Here is a 16,717-nt window from a genome sequence, read left to right as displayed (position 1 = left end):
TTTCCAGCCCATGACAGACGATCAGCTACTGCGCTATTCGCGCCACATCATGCTCGACGAGATCGGGATCGAGGGCCAGGAGCGCATCCTGGCCGCCCACGCGCTCGTGATCGGAGCGGGCGGGCTGGGCTCGCCCGCCGCCCTGTTCCTGGCCTCTGCCGGCGTGGGACGCATCACCCTGGTGGACGACGATGTGGTGGACCTGACCAACCTGCAGCGCCAGATCGCCCACACCACCGAGCGCGTCGGCGAGCCCAAGGTGCACTCCGCCGCTCAGGCGCTGCAGGCCTTGAATCCGGGCGTGCAGGTGGATGCCGTCCAGGCCCGGGCCGACAAGGAATGGCTCGATGAATGGGTGGGCCAGGCCACCGTGGTGCTCGACTGCAGCGACAACTATGCAACACGCCATGCCGTGAACGCCGCTTGCGTGGCCCACCGCACGCCACTCGTCACGGGCGCCGCGATCCGCTTCGACGGGCAGATCACCGTCATCGACCCGCGCCATCCGCAAGCGCCGTGCTACGCCTGCATCTTCCCGCCGGACGCCGCGTTCGAAGAAGCCCAGTGCGCCACCCTGGGCGTGTTCGCGCCGATGGTCGGCATCATCGGCGCCATGCAGGCGGCGGAAGCTCTCAAGCTCATCGTGGGGTTCGGTGAATCGCTGGCAGGGCGGCTCTCGATGCTCGACGGGCGTTCCATGGAATGGACTGTGATGAAAATTCCGCGCCATGGGGACTGCAGCGTATGTAGTCACGCCACACCGTAGGAAGAATCCTACCGGCTCAGCATGTTGCTACTGGCAGAATGACACATTGGTTCCCCATAAAGTGAAGCTGTGATCACATTCTCATTCTGCCGCCGTGATCCGGACTGGACCCCACAGTGAAACTGCGCACCTACATTGTTGAAGACAACGCCACTATCCGAGAAAACCTGATCGGCACGCTCGAGGAACTGGCGGAGGTGGAAGCCGTAGGCATTGCAGAAACCGAAGACGAAGGCAAAGAGTGGCTGGCCAACAATGCAGGCCAGTGGGACCTGGCCATCGTCGATCTTTTTCTGAGACAGGGAAGCGGTCTGGGCGTCTTGGCAGCGTGCCGCAATCGCACCGCGGGCCAGAAGATGGTGGTGCTCAGTAACTATGCAACGCCGGACGTTCGCATGCGCTGCGCCCAATTGGGCGTAGATGCCGTGTTCGACAAATCCAATGAGATCGACGCACTGGTGGAGTACTGCGTAGAGCACAGCACGGCCCGCCAGGCCAACCCCAAATCCGCCACCGGCTGAGCCGAAAGGCCGTGGCCATCAGGTCGGGTTCAGGCCCCTTTTCCCCCGCCCCAATTTGAAAACGGCCACCGATTTCCCGGTGGCCGTTTTGCTTGGGTGCTGGTTCAATCGATCAGCTTGTTCTTCAGTGCGTAGTAGGTCAGGTCGCTGTTGGACGACAGCGCCATCTTTTCCATCAGGCGCGTGCGGTAGGTGCTCACGGTCTTCACGCTGAGCGACAACGACTTGGCGATGTCGCCCGCGGTCTCGCCCTTGGCCAGCTTGAGGAACACCTGGAACTCGCGCTCCGACAGTTGTTCGTGCGGCGGCGCATCGTCCTTGCGGTTGAGCTGCTGGGCCAGCAGATCGGCCACGGCAGGGGTCAGGTAGCGGCGGCCCAGCGAGATCGTGCGAATGGCTTCGACGATCTCCTTGGGGTCGCATTCCTTGTTGAGGTAGCCGCTGGCGCCCTGGCGAATCAGGTTGATGGCGTAGTGCTCTTCCGGATAGCCGCTGAGGATCAGGATGCCCATGTCGGGCGCCTTCGCACGCAGCATGGCCAGCGCGTCGAGACCGCTTTGGCCGGGCATCGACAAGTCCATGAGCAGCACGTCGATCTCCTGTGCACGAACCAGATCGATCGCCTCGCGCCCATTGGACGCCTCACCCACCACCCGGAGGTCTACATGTTCTGACAAAAATTGTCGCAATCCCGAGCGGACAATCGCATGGTCATCCACAATGCCGATCTTGATCATTGAGCGTTCTTTCAAGGGGCAGCCAAGCTGCCCGTTATCGTTCTGGTAGCCAATTCACCCGTTGCGGGCGTGCCTGCAGCGGAACACCGCTGGCTGGTGACATTATCCAGAAATCACCCGCCTGTCTTTCGGAGAAACCTATGCGTTGGTCCAATTTTCGCAAGATGGCTGTCAGCTTGCCCCTGGCACTGCTGGCTGCATCGGCGCTGGTTGGCATCAACGAGGCCGGTTATGACCGCTCGCACGATGCGGTCAGCGCCCTCTCTCGCACCTACACCACCCGCGCCGCGCTCGATCGCATGATGCAGAACATGCTCGATGCGGAGACCGGCCTTCGGGGCTATCTGCTGACGGGCGACGAGCGTTATCTCGAGCCCTACGAGAAAGCCGCGTCCACCATCAACAGCAATCTGGACGAGCTGCGCGCCATCTTCACCGCATCCTCGGTCGAAGACCAGGAGGACTTCACGCAGCTGTCGCGGCAGATTTCCCGCAAGATGTCCGAGCTCGATCTGAGCCTGCGGCTGCGGCGCCAAGACAACGACGATGCGTGGAAGTTCGTGCTGTCCACCGACGTGGGCAAGGAGAACATGGATGCCATCCGTTCGCTGTCGGGCCGCTTGACGGAACGCAGCACCGACCGCACCAACCACAGCACGCAAGAGATCCTTCATTCCCTCATGCTGTCGCGCATCGGCATCGCGACCATGGCGGCCATCGGGCTGCTGGCGTTCTACATGTACCTGCGGCAGGCGAGCGCACTGCAGTCGTTCAACCAGCGCGAGCAGGAAACCTTGGAGCGCGAGCGCGATCGGCTCGAACAGCTGGTACGGGAGCGCACTGCGTCCCTCACCGAATTGGCGAACCACCTGCAGCAGGTGCGCGAGGACGAACGCGGCCACCTGGCGCGCGAGCTGCATGACGAACTGGGCGCCCTACTCACCGCGGCCAAGCTCGACGTGGCGCGCCTCAAATCCAGGGTGGATTCGCAGGCGCCTGAAATTGCCGAGCGCCTCAAACACCTGACCGACACGCTCAACAGCGGCATTGCGCTCAAGCGCCGCATCATCGAAGACCTGCGGCCTTCGTCGCTGTTCAACCTGGGGCTGACGGCATCGCTTGAAATCCTGGGCCGCGAGTTCGCGGAGCGCAGCAATGTGGAGGTGGACCTGAATCTGGAAGCGGTGGAACTGCCCGAATCCGTTCAACTAACCATCTACCGCATGGTCCAGGAATCGCTGACGAACATCGGCAAATACGCCAACGCCGGCAAGGTGCTGGTCGCCGTGCACAACTACCCCACGCACGTGGCGGTGCAGATCCGCGACAACGGCAGCGGCTTCGACACGGGCAAGGCCAACCCTTCCGCCCACGGCCTGATGGGCATGCGGCACCGGGTCGAGGCCGCTGGGGGCCGCCTGACCGTCACATCCGAGCCCGGTGAGGGAACCCTCGTTTCCGCAGTGCTGCCGCACGTGCACTGAGGGGGCGAAGCGGGCCCAGGCGCAGCGCCCGCAAGCTCCTTTTTGACAGGAATGGCCGCTGTCGGCCACCCGTGATTTTTGAGAGATCCGCCCTCATGGGCGGCGTCCTACATGGGTGCGCGCCAGGGACCGGCAGCCACTCCGCACCGCGAAAACTACATTCAATCCCAGGCGCTGACCGATGCGCCCCCTACCAACCCGCCGGAACTTCTGGTGCAAGAGGAGATGAATATGTTGCATTACGCAGTGGTTTTCCTGGTGATCGCTTTGATTGCCGCACTTTTTGGCTTTGGCGGTATCGCTGCCGGCGCCGTTGGCATTGCGAAGATTCTTTTCTTCGTTTTCGTGATCATGGCCGTGGTCACCTTCGTGCTGAGCCTGCTCAAGCGCGGTTAAGGCACTGAACGCACCGCACACCGAAGCGCTCACCACTCCAAAAACCCCAAGGAACCCAACCATGATCGACACCCAGAACGCCGCGAAAAAAGCCGTGGATTCCGCACACAACGCTGCAGACAGCGTGCTCGACTCCGCCAAGGACGCCGTGCAATCCACCCGCGACGCTGCCAACAACACCCTGGACAAGGCTGCACGCAAAGTGGACGAGTTGCATGGTGAGGTGAACCCGCTGATCGACGATCTCGCAGCCCGTGCACAAGACCTCGCATCGCGCGGCATTTCCTACTGCGCAGACACCACCGAACGCGCTCGCCGCCAGCTCAACCAGGCGGCCGATGTCACCACGCGCTACGTGGTCGAGCAGCCCGGCAAATCGATGCTGCTGGCCGCCGCTGCAGGCGCTGCAGTGGCCACGCTGTGCCTGATGAGCCGCCGCCCCCGCCGCCACGAATATTGATTTCACTGGCAACTGCTTAAAACACTTCAATAACAAAGAGCGAGCGTCCCCATGTCCCCTGTCACCACCATCAACACGGCCAGCAATCCGGCGGCCCCTTCCGAGACCCTCGTGCTCGACGAAAAGGCGCTGCACTACGCAGCGACGCAGGATCTGGATGAAGGGGCTGTCACGCCCGCCTACGGCCCGCACCGCGATGCCATCGTGAAGCTGCTGAACGACGCGCTCGCCACCGAACTGGTGTGCGTGCTGCGCTACAAGCGGCACCATTTCACGGCAGACGGCATGGAGTCGCCAGCCATCGCGGCCGAATTCCTGGTGCATGCGAACGAGGAGTCCGCCCATGCGGACAAGATCGCGCAACGCATCGTGCAGCTCGGCGGCGAGCCCGATTTTTCGCCCAGCTCGCTCGAAGAGCGCAGCCACGCGGACTACGACGAATCGTCCGACCTCAAGGCCATGGTGCGAGCCAACCTGGTGGCCGAGCGGATCGCCGTGGAAGCCTATCGCCAGATGATCACTTTGATCGGCGACAAGGACCCGACGACACGCCGGATGCTGGAAGGCATCCTGGCCGACGAAGAAGAGCATGCCGACGAACTCAAGGACTGGCTGCAGCGCTGAAAGGCGACGCCGCCACCAAGAAACAGTTCATCGACCGCGGGGGGTGCAACAGGTCGGTGGGCTGCAGAATCCCAAAGCACCCGTGTTAACAAACCAAACCAAGGAAATAACCATGAAATACGCACGTGCCCTCGCTTTTGCAGCCCTCGCTGGCGCAACCATCATCTCCGCCGGTTGCTCGGTGGCGCGCGACCAGCAGACCGTCGGCTCCTACGTGGACGACGCTGGCATCACGACCGCTGTGAAGGCCAAGATGGCTGAAGACAAGTCCGTGTCCGCCACGTCCATCAGCGTCGAAACGCTGAACGGCACCGTGCAACTGTCGGGCTTCGCCAAGTCGCAGACCGAAAAGAACACGGCCGAATCCATCGCACGCAACACCAAGCACGTGCGTGACGTGCGCAACAGCATCGTCGTGCGTCCTTGAGGCCACGCAGGCCCGCGTGGCCTGCGGAAACCTTGCAAAAACAGGCTCTTCGGAGCCTGTTTTTGTTTCGCCAACCCCTTGGGTTGCCACAGGCTTGCCGCAAGTGCAATGCAAGATTCCTCACAGGCTCTAAGCTCGCACCATGCAGGTATTCAATTGCGACCAATGCGGTCACCTCGTTTTCTTCGACAGCGTCCAATGCTTGCATTGCGGCGCCAAGCTCGCCTTCCTGCCAGACCAATTGACGATGGCCGCGTTGGTGCCCGCGGTATCGGGCCTGCGTGACGACTCCGACCTGTGGGAGCGGGTGGCGGACGCCGGCCGGGGCAGTGCCCAGCCTCTGTACCGGCTTTGCCACCACCGCACAGCACACCGCGCGTGCAACTTCGCGCTGCAGGGCGACGACCCGCAGGCCCTGTGCGTGTCCTGCCGGCAGACTCGAATCCTTCCCGACCTGTCGGAGCCCGCCAACCTTCGCCGCTGGAAGCAGATCGAGCACGCCAAACGGCAGCTGTACTACACGCTGGCGAAGCTGGGCCTGGAGCCGGCGCCCCCCGGCGAAAGTCCGGCGTTCGAATTCCTGGCCGACCAGCCGGGGTACCCCGTGATCACCGGGCATTCGAGCGGCACCATCACCCTGAACATCGCCGAAGCCGACGACGACGAACGGGCACGCCGCCGGCTGGCGCTGCACGAGCCCTACCGCACGCTGATCGGCCACCTTCGGCACGAATCCGGGCATTTCTACTGGGACCGGTTGCTGCGCGACCAGGGCAAGCTGGACCACTTCCGTGCCGTGTTCGGCGACGAGCGGCAGGACTACGGCGCAGCGCTGCAGGCCTACTACGCCAGCAGCCCGCACCTGCGGGAATGGGGCGACCACCATGTGAGCGCCTACGCCACGGCCCACCCCTGGGAAGACTGGGCCGAGACCTGGGCGCACTACCTGCACATGGTCGATCTGCTGGAGACGGCGTCGAGCTACCGCACCGGGCTTCAGATCCCGAAGCCCAAAGCGGGCGCGGCACGGCGCTTCACGATGAACGACCCGTTCGCCACGCAGTCCCCGGATTTCGATGCGATGGTCAGCGAGTGGGTGCCGCTCACGCTGCTGCTCAACAGCCTGAACCGCAGCCTGGGTCAACAGGATGCCTATCCGTTCGCCCTGTCGTCCGGGGCGCTCGCCAAGCTGCGCTTCGTGCACGAACTGGTGCAGTCCGCCCGCAACCGCGCACGACCCGAACCGCTGAAAGCACTGCAAGCCTGACGGCGCCCGCCGCCAAAACGCCTCAAGACGACTGCGCGCGCACCTTCACGGCCAGGCGTTCGGACACTTCCGGGGAAACGAACTTGTCCACCTCGCCGCCCAACAGGGCGATCTCTCGCACGAAGGTGCTGCTGATGAACTGGAACTTGTCGCTGGGCGTGAGAAAGACGGTTTCCACCTCGGGCATGAGGCTGCGGTTCATGCCGGCCAGCTGGAACTCGTAGTCGAAATCGGTCACGGCGCGCAGGCCGCGCACCATGGCCTTGCCGCCGCGCTCGACCACGAAGTCGCGCAGCAGGCCGGAGAAGGTCTCGACCTGCACCTGCGGATAGGCGCGCACCGCTTCACGGACCATCTCGATGCGCTCTTCCAGGCTGAACAGGGTCTTCTTGTGGTGCCCTGCGGCCACGGCCACGATGACCCGGCCGAAGAGTTGCGTGGCGCGGCGCACCACGTCTTCATGGCCCAGCGTGATGGGATCGAAGGTGCCGGGATAGATGGCGAGGACGTTCTGGGCCATGGCGTGGTCGCTCCTTTGCGGTCTGGCGGAAGGGGGCACACGCGGTTGGGCGGGCGCAGGGGCGGATTATGCAGCGGGCGGAAAGGCCGCCCCGGCGGCAGTGATGGCCGCGAGCACTACAAGCAAAAAATGCCTCCAGCGCATATTCCACTAGGGCATTACGCTATAAATTAAATAGCATCACTGTTTTTGAAGCAGATGGGCGTGCACGGCGCCGGCCTTCAGATGGCGGTGCACCGCCAGCCCCAGCTCTGCCAGCGCGGCCTCGTCCCAGGCCTGCGGTGCTTCCAGGTAGATGAACCCCTGGGCCGCAACCGCCTGGGCCGCAGCGGCCAACGCAGGCTCGAACAGGGCGCCGTCGAACGGCGGGTCCAGAAACACCAGGTGCAGGCTGCCCGGCGCGCAGTGCCGCAGCGCGGCCACGCCGTCGCCCCGCTGCACCCGCACCGCCAGGGCCTGCAGGCGCTGCTGCAGCGTGTGCAGTTGCTCGACCAGTGCAGGATCGTTCTCGACCAACTGCACGGCCGTGGCGCCGCGCGAGGCGGCTTCGAACCCCAGGGCGCCCGTGCCCGCGAAGGCGTCGAGGCAGCGCCAGCCGGTCAGGTCCTGTCCCAGCCAGTTGAAGAGCGTCTCGCGCACCCGGTCGGGCGTGGGGCGCAGGCCGGGGCGTTGCGCCACGGGCAGGCGCGTGCGCTTCCATTGCCCGCCGATGATGCGGACCTCGCCCGCGCCTTTCACCGCGGGCGCCTTCGCCGCAGGCTTCTTCGCGGCGGCCCCCGACCTGGCCGGCGCTGCCGGCGCGGCGCGGCGTGCGGGCCGGTTCAAGGCTGGCCCCCGACCACCACGGTGACCATGCGATCGGGCTGCAGCTTGCGCGCCATGGCGGCGCGCACATCTGCGGCCGTCAGGGCCTGCACGCGGTCGGTCCAGTGCTCCAGGTAATCCAGCGGCAGGTCGTTCCACGCGATGTTGACGACGTTGGCCAGCAGCTTGCGGTTGCTGTCGATGCGCAGCGCGAAGCCGCCGATCAGGTTGTCCTTCGCGGCCTTGAGCTGGGCCTCGGTCGGGCCTTGCGCCACGAAGCGCGCAAGCACGTCGCGCGACACCTTCACGGCCTCGGCGGCCTGGTCGGGGCGGGTCTGCAGCCCGACCAGGAAGACGCCGGTGTTCAAGCCGGGCGAGAACTGGCTGTACACGCTGTAGCTCAGGCCGCGCTTTTCGCGCACCTCGCTGGTCAGCAGCGAGGTGAATCCGCCGCCGCCCAGGATGTGGTTGCCCACGAGCAGGGCCAAAAAGTCCGGGTCGCGCCGCGCGAAGCCCGGCTGGCCGATTAACACATGGGCCTGCGCCGAGGCGAAGGGAATGTCCTGCTGCACCGGCGCGGCCAGCGCCTGCACTTCGGGCACGGGCGGCAGCGGCTGGCAGGTGGCGGGATCGCGCGCGGGCATCTGCGACAGCAGCGTGGCCACCAGCGCCTGCGCCTGTGGGCGCGTGACGGCCCCGACGATGCTCACGCGGGCCCGGCAGGTCTCGACGTAGCGCCCATGGTAGGCCTGCATGTCGGCGATCTCGATGCGCCCCAGGGTATCGGGCGTCGTGCGCTGACCGTAGGGGTGGGTGCCGTACACCGCGCTGCCGAAGGCCTTGGCCGCGGCCGTGCCGGGACGGGTTTCCGCCTCTTTCAAAGCAGCGGCCCAGCGCGAACGCTCGCGCTGCCAGATGTCCTGCGGAAAGCTCGGCTGGGCCAGTTGCCGGGCTGCGAGCCGCGCCGCGCGGTCCAGCAGGTCGGGCTCGGTGAGCGATCGCAGCGAAAAGCTCAGGCCGTCGCGGTCGGCCGCGGCCTCGAAGCTCGCGCCCAGATCGGCCCAGGCTTCGCCGAGCGCGTTTTCGTCCATGGCAGGTTCATCGCCCTGGGCGCGCACGCCCTTGGACGACATGGCCGCCACGGCACTCGCCAGGCCCGCCTGCGCGGCCGGGTCCCGGCGCGCGCCGGCATCGAAGTCCACCTGCACGTCGACCATCGGAATGGCCGGGCTCTCCACCAGCCAGACGCGGGCGCCGCTCGGCTCCGTCCAGTGCTGGATGGGCAGCAGCGCCCAGGCGGGGTGGGCCAGGCACAAGGCCCCGGCAAAGGCGAGGCACGCGCGTGCGGCCATGCGTTGGAAGGTTTTCATGGGGGGTGTCCTGCGCGTTCTCATCAATGCATCCGCCCGTCGGCGCCGGCTGCGGGGGCGGCGCGCTTGGCGCCAGGGGCCATGGGTTGCGGCAGCAGCGTGCCCACGGTGAGCTGGTCGTCGCCGAAGTAGCGGGCCGCCACCGATTGCACCTGGGCGGGCGTCACCGCGCGCAGCAGGGCGATGAGGCGCGCGTCGGCGTCGGGGGGCAGGCCCTGCACCCAGTTGCTGCCCAGGTCGCTGGCCTGGCTTTGCAGCGAATCGCGCTGGTAGATGGTGGAGGCCGCCCACTGCGTCTTCACGCGGGCCAGTTCGGCCTCGCTCACGCCTTCGCGGGCGATGCGGGCGACCTCGGCGCGCAGGGCGTCCTCGACCTGCTGCGGGGTCTTGCCGGGGGCCGGCACGCCGGTCAGCAGGAACACGCTGGGGCCGCGGCCCACGACGGAGGCGGAGCTGTCCGAGCTGTCGGCCACACGGTCGGAGCCTTGGCTCAAGGCGCGCTCCAGGCGCGCACCGTCGTAGCCGCTGAGCACGGCCGACAGCACCAGCAGCGACAACGCATCGCGGTCGCTATCGGCCATGTTCTCCAGGCGCGTAATGCTCGGCGCGCGGAACGCCAGGGCCACGTAGGCCTGCTCGGCCGGGGCCTTGTAGGCGATGCGGCGGATGCCCTGCTGCACGGGCTCCACGCGCGGCTTGCGGGCCGGCACGGCGCGCACGGGAATGCGGCCGTAGTACTTTTCGGCCAGTACGCGGACCTTGTCGGGGTCCACGTCGCCGGCCACCACCACGACTGCGTTGGCCGGCACGTACCACTGGCGGTGGAAGGCGCGCACGTCGTCGGCGGTCATGGCATCGAGATCGCTCATCCAGCCGACGACGGGCCGGCGGTAGGGCGAGGCGATGAACGTGGCGGCGTAGAGCTGCTCGATGAGCGCGGCCCGGGGCTGGTCTTCGGTGCGCATGCGGCGCTCTTCCTTGACCACCTCGATCTCGCGCTTGAACTCGGCATCAGGCCACTGGTTGTTGGCGAAGCGGTCGGCTTCGAGCTTCATCACGTCTTCCAGCCGGTTCGCGGGGATCTGCTGGTAGTAGCCGGTGTAGTCGCGGCTGGTGAAGGCGTTTTCCTGCCCGCCCAGCGCAGCCACGCGGCGCGAGAACTCGCCCGGCGGCACGGTCTTGGAGCCCTTGAACATCATGTGCTCCAGCGCGTGGGCCACGCCGGAGGTGCCGTCCACCTCGTCCATCGCGCCGACCCGCAGCCAGACCATGTGCACCGCCGTGGGCGCCCGGCGATCGGGCTGCACGAGCAGCTGCATGCCGTTCTTCAAGGTGAATTGCCGAACCCCCGTGGACGGCGGGCGCTGCGCCTGCGTGTCCTGGGCCGAGGGAGGAAGGGGGGTGGGAGCGGATGGCGGGGTTTGGGCCCCGGCATGCACGCAGGCCAGCAGGCCCAGAAGGGTGATAGCGCGTTTCATAGAATGGATGCGATTCTAAGAACCCTCCAATGTTCAGTTTTTTCAAGAAAAAGCCCGCCGCCCCCACCGAGCCGCAAGCCCCCCATCCCGCGGAGGCTGCGCCAGCGGTTTCCGTGCCTGCAACGCCCGCCGCAGACGCGCTCTCGCCGCCCTCCGCAGCCCCTTCGAGTGCCCCTGCGGCCTCCGGGGGCTTCGGGTGGCTGAAGAACCCATTCGCGAAGGCGCCGGCGGAGGTGCCGGTGGCGCCGCCGCCCGTCGTTCATCCCCCGGTGCAGCCGCCAGCCCCGGTCGCGGCGCCCGTGCCCACCGCACCAATCGCGCTTGGGGCACCCGTGGCACCCACGGCACCCGCACCGGCTGCGGTTCCGCCCCCCTCTCCCGCACCCATCACGCCCCCCGTGGCAGCCCCTGTGGTGGCACCTGTGCCGGCCCCTGCGGTACCCACGGTGTCCCGGGCTCCCGCGCCTGTTTCCACGCCTGTCGTGCCCCCGGTGCCCGCCCCGGTGGCGGCGCCCGCCGTGCAGGTCCCCCCACCGGTGATGCCCATCCCGGCCGCACCACCCGTGCAGCCCGCGCCCGCCGAGCGCAAGGGCTGGATGGACCGCCTGAAGAACGGCCTGCGCAAGACCGGCAGCAGCATCGCCACGGTCTTCACCGGCACCCAGATCAACGACGCGCTGTACGAAGAGCTGGAAGAGGCCCTGCTGATGGCCGACACCGGCGTGAAGGCCACGCAGCACCTGCTGGACGACCTCAAGCGCCGTGTCAAGGACACCAAGACCACCGATCCGGCCGCCGTGAAGGCCCTGCTGGCCGAGGCCCTGGCCGACCTGCTGCGGCCGCTGGAAAAATCGCTTGTCATCGGCCGCTACACACCCACCGTGATCATGGTGGCGGGGGTCAACGGCGCGGGCAAGACGACCTCCATCGGCAAGCTGACCAAGCACCTGGCCAATGAGGGCGCAGCGGTTCTGCTGGCCGCGGCCGACACCTTCCGGGCGGCGGCGCGCGAGCAGCTCGGCGTCTGGGCCGACCGCAACACGGTCGAGATCGTGAGCCAGGACGGCGGCGATCCTGCAGCGGTGAGCTTCGATGCCGTCACCGCCGGCAAGGCGCGCGGCAAGGACGTGGTGCTGGTCGATACCGCCGGGCGCCTGCCGACGCAGCTGCACCTGATGCAGGAGCTGCAGAAGATCAAGCGCGTGGTCACCAAGGCGGATGCGACGGCGCCGCACGAGGTGCTGCTGGTGATCGACGGCAACACGGGGCAGAACGCACTGGCCCAGGTGCGCTCCTTCGACGATGCGCTGCAGCTGACCGGCCTCATCGTGACCAAGCTCGACGGCACGGCCAAGGGCGGCGTGCTGGCCGCCATTGCGCAGGAACGCCCCATTCCGGTGTACTTCATCGGCGTGGGCGAGAAGCTGGAAGACCTGGAAACCTTCAACGCCAAGGAATTCGCGCAGGCGTTGCTGACTTGACCGACTGGCGAACGGAGTCCGATCCCCCCTGCCGCGCATGCCGGGGGCTGGCCGACCGGGGCGGATTGGTGCCATCCGGTGAATTGATTGTTCACAAAACGAAGTTTTTGGATTTTTCAGCTACTAATTCAATAGCGCCACACCCTTTGAATTGCTGCGCTGACGCCCTTTTTTCCGACAATGACGCATCTCCCACGTCCTACGCCGGTGCGGGAACTAGTCCCTTAGCACTCCCTCATATGGAGTGCTAACATGAATGTCATGGAAGAAAGGATCTCTGGAATGACGCTTCAATCTGGAACCGCAGCCACCGCTCTGGCTCCCGCCAATCCTTGGGCGCTCATCCCTCCCTTGGGCAATCTGGACGCCTACATCTCGGCGGTGAACCGCCTTCCGCTGCTCACGGCGGAAGAAGAGCGCACGTACGCGCGCCAGCTCAAGGACAACAACGACGTGGATGCCGCCGGCCGCATGGTGATGTCGCACCTGCGCCTGGTGGTCTCGATCGCCCGCCAATACCTCGGCTACGGCCTGCCGCATGGCGACCTGATCCAGGAAGGCAACGTGGGCCTGATGAAGGCCGTGAAGCGTTTCGACCCCGACCAGAACGTGCGCCTGGTGAGCTACGCCATGCACTGGATCAAGGCCGAGATTCACGAGTACATCCTGAAGAACTGGCGCATGGTCAAGGTGGCCACGACGAAGTCGCAGCGCAAGCTGTTCTTCAACCTGCGCTCGATGAAGCAGGGCTTCAAGGCCGATGCGGCCGCCGCCGACGCAGCCACCCACCGCGACACGCTTTCCGAGCGCGAAATCGATGCAGTGGCGCAGCACCTGAACGTCAAGCGCGAAGAGGTCATCGAGATGGAAACCCGCCTGTCGGGCGGCGATGTGATGCTGGACCCCTCGCCCTCCGATGACGGCGAACAGGCTTACGGCCCCATCGCCTACCTGGCCGATGGTGCCCACGAGCCCACCGCCATGATCGAATCGCGCCAGCGCGATGCCCTGGCCACCGACGGCATCGCCGCCGCCCTCTCGGGCCTGGACGATCGCAGCCGCCGCATCGTGGAAGAGCGTTGGCTCAAGGTGAACGACGACGGCTCCGGCGGCATGACGCTGCACGAACTGGCCGCCGTGTACGGCGTGAGCGCCGAACGCATCCGCCAGATCGAAGTGGCCGCGATGAAGAAGATGAAGAAGGCCCTGGTCGAGTACGCGTGACCGGCTGGCCGCCCGCCCTCAGCGGCGGGCCGGCATGGCGATAATCCCGAGCGCGCAATCCCCTGCGGATTGCGCGCTTTTTTCATGGGACGCCGGCTGCCGGTGCCCCCGATCTCCAAGGACACGACCCCCATGACTTTTCCTGCCTTTCGACGCCGCACGCTGATGCTGGCCCTTTCGCTCGCTGGCGCTCTGGGCACGGCCACGGCCCAATCGGCGCCCGGCGCACTGGCGACGCCAGGGTGGCCGAGCAAGCCGCTGCGCATCATCGTGGGCTTTCCGCCGGGATCGTCGCCCGACCTGACGGCGCGCACGTTCTCCGAGCCGCTGGCGCAGGCGCTGGGCCATCCGGTGATCGTGGAAAACAAGGTGGGCGCGGGCGGCAACATCGGCGCCGATGCGGTGGCCAAGGCGACCGATGGTCACACCATCGGCCTGTTCATCAACGGCAACCTGACGATCGCCAAGCTGCTCAACCCGGCCGTGCCCTACGACCCGCAGAAGGACCTCGCGCCGCTGAGCCTGGTGGGCACCTCGCCGCTGGTGCTGACCGCCCCGGCCTCGCAGCCGGACGTGCCGGCCCATGCCGATGCGCGCGCGTTTCTCGCAGCGGCGCGGCAGGCCGGCAGCCGCTGGAGCTACGGCACGCCGGGCGTGGGAACGGTAGGCCACTTGGGGACGGAACTGCTCAAGGCCCGCGCCGGCATCGCGCCGGTGCACGTGCCCTACCCCGGCTACCCGCAGGTGGCCACGGGCATGCTGGGCGGACAGCTGCAGATGGCGCTGCTGCCGCCTGCGCTCGCCCTGTCGCAGGAACGCACGGGCAAGCTGCGCCTCATCGGCGTCACCTCGGCCGGTCGCAGCACGCTCGTGCCCGGCGTGCCCAGCCTGGCGGAGGCCGGAGTGCCGGACCTGAACCTCGAGATCTGGAACGCATTCGCCGCACCGGCCACCATGCCCGCTGCGGTGCAGGCGCGGCTGTCGGCGCTGATCGCCGACATCGCCCGCAGCCCCGACGTGCGGGCCAAGCTGTTCCAGCAAGGCTGGCAGGTGGCCGGGACCTCGCCCCAGGGGTTGGCGAACCGCATCCAGGCGGACACCGCGCTCATGGCCCGCGTGATCCGCACGCAAGGCATCCGGGCCGACTGACGCGCTGCCCCGGTGGGGCGCGCTGCGCCTCCACCGATGTTGATGCAGATCATGCCCCGCGGGGCCCGCGGCCGGCAGACTGGCGCCTTCGTGATTTCCAAGGCATGCCATGCAGCCCTTTCGCATCCTCGTCATCGGTGCCGGCCACACCGGCACCCCATTGCTGCAGCAGTTGCTGGCAGCGCCGTTCGTCTCCGTGCTCGGGGTGGCGGACCTGGACCTCTCCCTGCCCAGCATCGAGCTGGCGCGCAGCCACGGCGTGCCCGTGACCTCCGATTTCATGGGATTGCTGGCGGCGCACGGCAGCGCCGCGGACATCGTGATCGATGTCACGGGCCAGCCGGCGGTGCGTGACGCGCTGCGCCGGCACATGGTGGACACGGGCAACCAGCAGACGGTCATCCTGCACGAGACCATCGCGCTTTTGCTGATGTCGCTATCGGCCGGCCAGCGCATCGAAAGCCGCCACGGCGAACTGGCCTACGCCTGAGCACCCGGCCCCCTCCGTCCGTCACCATCGCAAGCAATTGCTATTATTTTTATAGCAATATGCCGGGAGAAATCATGCCCTGGAGGCCGTTTTCGTGCTGACCCTACGCACCCGGCCCCACGGTGCCACACCGACCGAAGAGGGCGCGCCCCAGCCTCCCTGCCACACCTGCGCCGGCCGCTCGCACTGCCTGCTCGGCCGGGCCCCGCGCGAGGTGCAGATGGCCGGCCGCGTGGTGGAGCGGCGCTTTCGCAAGGGCGAAACGCTGGCGCGCCAAGGCCAGTCCGCGCCGGTGCTGCAGATCCTCAAGGTCGGTACGGTGCTGCTGCACCGCCGGGGCGCCGAGGGCATCGACCGGCCCGTGGGCCTGGCGGGCTGCGGCCATGCCCTGGGCACGACGGCGCTGTTCGCGGCGCCTGCGGAGCTGTCGGGCACGGCCCTGGGTGAGGGCCGGCTGTGCGAAGTGTCGGCAGAGGCCCTGCGCTCGCCCCACCACAGCGCTGCGGCGCCGGGTTGGCTGGAGGCGCTATCGCGCGAGAACGCGCGGGCGCAGGCGCAGCTTGCGGACTGGTCGGGGCTGCTGCGCATGCGCGGGGCCACGGCGCGACTGGCGGGCGCCCTGCTGTTGCTGGCCGATCTGCAGCGCAGCACCCTGGTGCGGCTGCCCACGCAGGCGATGCTGGCCGCGCTCCTGGCCACCACCCGAGAGACGGTCGCCCGGGGGCTTGCGCACATCGCCCTGACGGGTGGGCTGGTCCGGCATGACCGCTGGCACTGCGCCATCGTGCGACCCCGCCTCGCGGCCCTGGCGCGCGGCCTGGCCGAGCCGGTGTCGGGCCCGGTGGCCGGTGCTGCCTGGCGCCCGGGGGCGGCGGTGGTGGAGCAAGCCGACGCGGCCGCCCCGCCGCCTCAGCCCTCGTTCAGCAGGGCCCGCACATCGGCTGCCAGCGCCTGCGCACCGCTGCCGTAGCGGTTGTACACGCGCAGGCGGCCGGCGGGGTCGTACACGTAGCTGCCGGCCGAATGGTCCATGGTGTAGCTCGTGGGCGTCTTGCCGTCGACCTTCTTGTAATAGATCTTGAAGTCCTTGGCCACGGCGGCCAGTTGCTCGGGGCTGCCACGCAGCGCGAGGAAGGTGGGGTCGAAGTTGGCCATGTAGGCCTTGAGCACCTCGGGCGTGTCGCGCTCGGGGTCCACGGTGACGAAGATGCCCTGGAGCCGGTCGCCTTCCGCGCCCAGCGAGCGCTTGACCTCCGCCAGTTCCACCATGGACGTGGGGCACACGTCGGGGCACTGGGTGTATCCGAAGAACACCACCACGACTTTGCCTGCGAAGTCCTTGAGGTGGCGCGGCTGGCCGTTGTGGTCAGGCAGGGGCAGGTCCTTCGCGTAGTCGGCGCCGGTGATGTCCACGCCCTTGAATTCCGGGCCCTTCTTGGAGCAAGCCGCCAACAGGCCACCAGCGCTGACCAGCAAAGCGCTGGCAGCTATTCTTTTAAGAGCAATGCGTTTGTTCATG

General features: G+C 67.1%; 19 protein-coding genes. 13 read left to right on the top strand and 6 right to left on the bottom strand.

Translation table 11 applies throughout. The features are described from left to right. The first annotated feature begins 10 nt into the window (after positions 1 to 10). Complete coding sequence (locus AVAK2825_RS01355; RefSeq protein ID WP_284393408.1) at positions 11 to 766, top strand: HesA/MoeB/ThiF family protein; 756 nt, start codon at positions 11 to 13, stop codon at positions 764 to 766. 116 nt (positions 767 to 882) lie between these two features. Next, positions 883 to 1,287 carry a response regulator gene (locus tag AVAK2825_RS01350; protein WP_272565009.1) on the top strand — a complete coding sequence of 135 codons (405 nt, stop codon included), beginning with the start codon at positions 883 to 885 and terminating at the stop codon, positions 1,285 to 1,287. A 104-nt stretch (positions 1,288 to 1,391) separates the two neighbouring features. Here AVAK2825_RS01350 and AVAK2825_RS01345 read toward each other — a convergent pair whose 3' ends face one another. Continuing rightward, entirely contained in the window at positions 1,392 to 2,024 is a 633-nt protein-coding gene (locus AVAK2825_RS01345; protein WP_092741509.1) for a response regulator, read from the bottom strand. Between the two features lie 140 nt (positions 2,025 to 2,164). Between AVAK2825_RS01345 and AVAK2825_RS01340 the strand changes: the two genes are divergently transcribed. The 6 genes from AVAK2825_RS01340 (at position 2,165) to AVAK2825_RS01315 (ending at position 6,682) form a co-directional block, all read left to right on the top strand. After that, entirely contained in the window at positions 2,165 to 3,508 is a 1,344-nt protein-coding gene (locus tag AVAK2825_RS01340) for a sensor histidine kinase (protein ID WP_284393400.1), read from the top strand. 231 nt (positions 3,509 to 3,739) lie between these two features. Further along, on the top strand, positions 3,740 to 3,904 hold the full coding sequence (locus AVAK2825_RS01335; RefSeq protein WP_011796896.1) for a DUF1328 domain-containing protein: 165 nt from the start codon (positions 3,740 to 3,742) through the stop codon (positions 3,902 to 3,904). A 61-nt stretch (positions 3,905 to 3,965) separates the two neighbouring features. Next, positions 3,966 to 4,364 carry a hypothetical protein gene (locus AVAK2825_RS01330; RefSeq protein ID WP_272565011.1) on the top strand — a complete coding sequence of 133 codons (399 nt, stop codon included), beginning with the start codon at positions 3,966 to 3,968 and terminating at the stop codon, positions 4,362 to 4,364. A gap of 51 nt (positions 4,365 to 4,415) precedes the next feature. Next, positions 4,416 to 4,988, top strand: a complete 573-nt coding sequence (locus tag AVAK2825_RS01325; RefSeq protein WP_284393399.1) for a ferritin-like domain-containing protein — start codon at positions 4,416 to 4,418, stop codon at positions 4,986 to 4,988. A gap of 112 nt (positions 4,989 to 5,100) precedes the next feature. Then, entirely contained in the window at positions 5,101 to 5,415 is a 315-nt protein-coding gene (locus AVAK2825_RS01320) for a BON domain-containing protein (protein ID WP_092741513.1), read from the top strand. A gap of 142 nt (positions 5,416 to 5,557) precedes the next feature. After that, entirely contained in the window at positions 5,558 to 6,682 is a 1,125-nt protein-coding gene (locus AVAK2825_RS01315) for a zinc-binding metallopeptidase family protein (protein ID WP_284393394.1), read from the top strand. Positions 6,683 to 6,704: 22 nt separating this feature from the next. Here AVAK2825_RS01315 and coaD read toward each other — a convergent pair whose 3' ends face one another. The 4 genes from coaD to AVAK2825_RS01295 all read right to left on the bottom strand — a co-directional run bounded on the left by coaD (position 6,705) and on the right by AVAK2825_RS01295 (position 10,854). Next, positions 6,705 to 7,202 carry a pantetheine-phosphate adenylyltransferase gene (gene coaD, locus AVAK2825_RS01310; RefSeq protein WP_272565014.1) on the bottom strand — a complete coding sequence of 166 codons (498 nt, stop codon included), beginning with the start codon at positions 7,200 to 7,202 and terminating at the stop codon, positions 6,705 to 6,707. A gap of 180 nt (positions 7,203 to 7,382) precedes the next feature. Then, positions 7,383 to 8,027, bottom strand: a complete 645-nt coding sequence (rsmD, locus tag AVAK2825_RS01305) for a 16S rRNA (guanine(966)-N(2))-methyltransferase RsmD (protein ID WP_284393392.1) — start codon at positions 8,025 to 8,027, stop codon at positions 7,383 to 7,385. Then, the gene (locus AVAK2825_RS01300) at positions 8,024 to 9,376 is read right to left on the bottom strand and encodes a M16 family metallopeptidase (protein WP_502870466.1); all 1,353 of its coding nucleotides are present in this window, start codon (positions 9,374 to 9,376) and stop codon (positions 8,024 to 8,026) included. Before AVAK2825_RS01300 ends, rsmD begins: the two co-directional genes overlap by 4 nt. Positions 9,377 to 9,399: 23 nt before the next feature. Next, positions 9,400 to 10,854, bottom strand: coding sequence for a M16 family metallopeptidase (locus tag AVAK2825_RS01295; RefSeq protein WP_284393390.1), 1,455 nt, complete (start codon positions 10,852 to 10,854; stop codon positions 9,400 to 9,402). A 29-nt stretch (positions 10,855 to 10,883) separates the two neighbouring features. On the opposite strand from AVAK2825_RS01295, the gene ftsY reads away from it, so the two are divergent. The 5 genes from ftsY to AVAK2825_RS01270 all read left to right on the top strand — a co-directional run bounded on the left by ftsY (position 10,884) and on the right by AVAK2825_RS01270 (position 16,168). Beyond that, entirely contained in the window at positions 10,884 to 12,335 is a 1,452-nt protein-coding gene (gene ftsY / locus AVAK2825_RS01290) for a signal recognition particle-docking protein FtsY (RefSeq protein ID WP_284393388.1), read from the top strand. Positions 12,336 to 12,617: 282 nt separating this feature from the next. Then, entirely contained in the window at positions 12,618 to 13,559 is a 942-nt protein-coding gene (gene rpoH, locus AVAK2825_RS01285; protein WP_272565019.1) for an RNA polymerase sigma factor RpoH, read from the top strand. A 132-nt stretch (positions 13,560 to 13,691) separates the two neighbouring features. Then, entirely contained in the window at positions 13,692 to 14,708 is a 1,017-nt protein-coding gene (locus AVAK2825_RS01280; protein WP_284393386.1) for a Bug family tripartite tricarboxylate transporter substrate binding protein, read from the top strand. Positions 14,709 to 14,817: 109 nt separating this feature from the next. Further along, positions 14,818 to 15,198 carry an oxidoreductase gene (locus AVAK2825_RS01275; protein ID WP_272565022.1) on the top strand — a complete coding sequence of 127 codons (381 nt, stop codon included), beginning with the start codon at positions 14,818 to 14,820 and terminating at the stop codon, positions 15,196 to 15,198. 94 nt (positions 15,199 to 15,292) lie between these two features. Further along, positions 15,293 to 16,168: a Crp/Fnr family transcriptional regulator gene (locus AVAK2825_RS01270; protein ID WP_284393383.1), complete on the top strand. Its 876-nt coding sequence runs from the start codon at positions 15,293 to 15,295 to the stop codon at positions 16,166 to 16,168. On the opposite strand, the gene AVAK2825_RS01265 is transcribed toward AVAK2825_RS01270, so the two are convergent. Then, complete coding sequence (locus AVAK2825_RS01265) at positions 16,108 to 16,716, bottom strand: SCO family protein (RefSeq protein WP_284393381.1); 609 nt, start codon at positions 16,714 to 16,716, stop codon at positions 16,108 to 16,110. The genes AVAK2825_RS01270 and AVAK2825_RS01265 overlap by 61 nt on opposite strands. Position 16,717 lies beyond the last annotated feature (1 nt).

The organism is Acidovorax sp. SUPP2825, from assembly GCF_030158995.1.
Classification (GTDB): Bacteria; Pseudomonadota; Gammaproteobacteria; order Burkholderiales; family Burkholderiaceae_C; genus Paracidovorax.
This window is presented reverse-complemented; position numbering and strand designations above follow the sequence as displayed.

Coding starts and splice junctions, on each gene's coding strand:
- AVAK2825_RS01335 (WP_011796896.1), top strand. CDS start 3,740: ATGTTGCATTACGCAGTGGTTTTCCTGGTGATCGCTTTGATTGCCGCA.
- ftsY (WP_284393388.1), top strand. CDS start 10,884: ATGTTCAGTTTTTTCAAGAAAAAGCCCGCCGCCCCCACCGAGCCGCAA.
- AVAK2825_RS01325 (WP_284393399.1), top strand. CDS start 4,416: ATGTCCCCTGTCACCACCATCAACACGGCCAGCAATCCGGCGGCCCCT.
- AVAK2825_RS01315 (WP_284393394.1), top strand. CDS start 5,558: ATGCAGGTATTCAATTGCGACCAATGCGGTCACCTCGTTTTCTTCGAC.
- AVAK2825_RS01330 (WP_272565011.1), top strand. CDS start 3,966: ATGATCGACACCCAGAACGCCGCGAAAAAAGCCGTGGATTCCGCACAC.
- AVAK2825_RS01295 (WP_284393390.1), bottom strand. CDS start 10,854: ATGAAACGCGCTATCACCCTTCTGGGCCTGCTGGCCTGCGTGCATGCC.
- AVAK2825_RS01320 (WP_092741513.1), top strand. CDS start 5,101: ATGAAATACGCACGTGCCCTCGCTTTTGCAGCCCTCGCTGGCGCAACC.
- AVAK2825_RS01280 (WP_284393386.1), top strand. CDS start 13,692: ATGACTTTTCCTGCCTTTCGACGCCGCACGCTGATGCTGGCCCTTTCG.
- AVAK2825_RS01265 (WP_284393381.1), bottom strand. CDS start 16,716: ATGAACAAACGCATTGCTCTTAAAAGAATAGCTGCCAGCGCTTTGCTG.
- coaD (WP_272565014.1), bottom strand. CDS start 7,202: ATGGCCCAGAACGTCCTCGCCATCTATCCCGGCACCTTCGATCCCATC.
- AVAK2825_RS01345 (WP_092741509.1), bottom strand. CDS start 2,024: ATGATCAAGATCGGCATTGTGGATGACCATGCGATTGTCCGCTCGGGA.
- AVAK2825_RS01275 (WP_272565022.1), top strand. CDS start 14,818: ATGCAGCCCTTTCGCATCCTCGTCATCGGTGCCGGCCACACCGGCACC.
- rpoH (WP_272565019.1), top strand. CDS start 12,618: ATGACGCTTCAATCTGGAACCGCAGCCACCGCTCTGGCTCCCGCCAAT.
- AVAK2825_RS01340 (WP_284393400.1), top strand. CDS start 2,165: ATGCGTTGGTCCAATTTTCGCAAGATGGCTGTCAGCTTGCCCCTGGCA.
- AVAK2825_RS01300 (WP_502870466.1), bottom strand. CDS start 9,376: ATGAAAACCTTCCAACGCATGGCCGCACGCGCGTGCCTCGCCTTTGCC.
- AVAK2825_RS01355 (WP_284393408.1), top strand. CDS start 11: ATGACAGACGATCAGCTACTGCGCTATTCGCGCCACATCATGCTCGAC.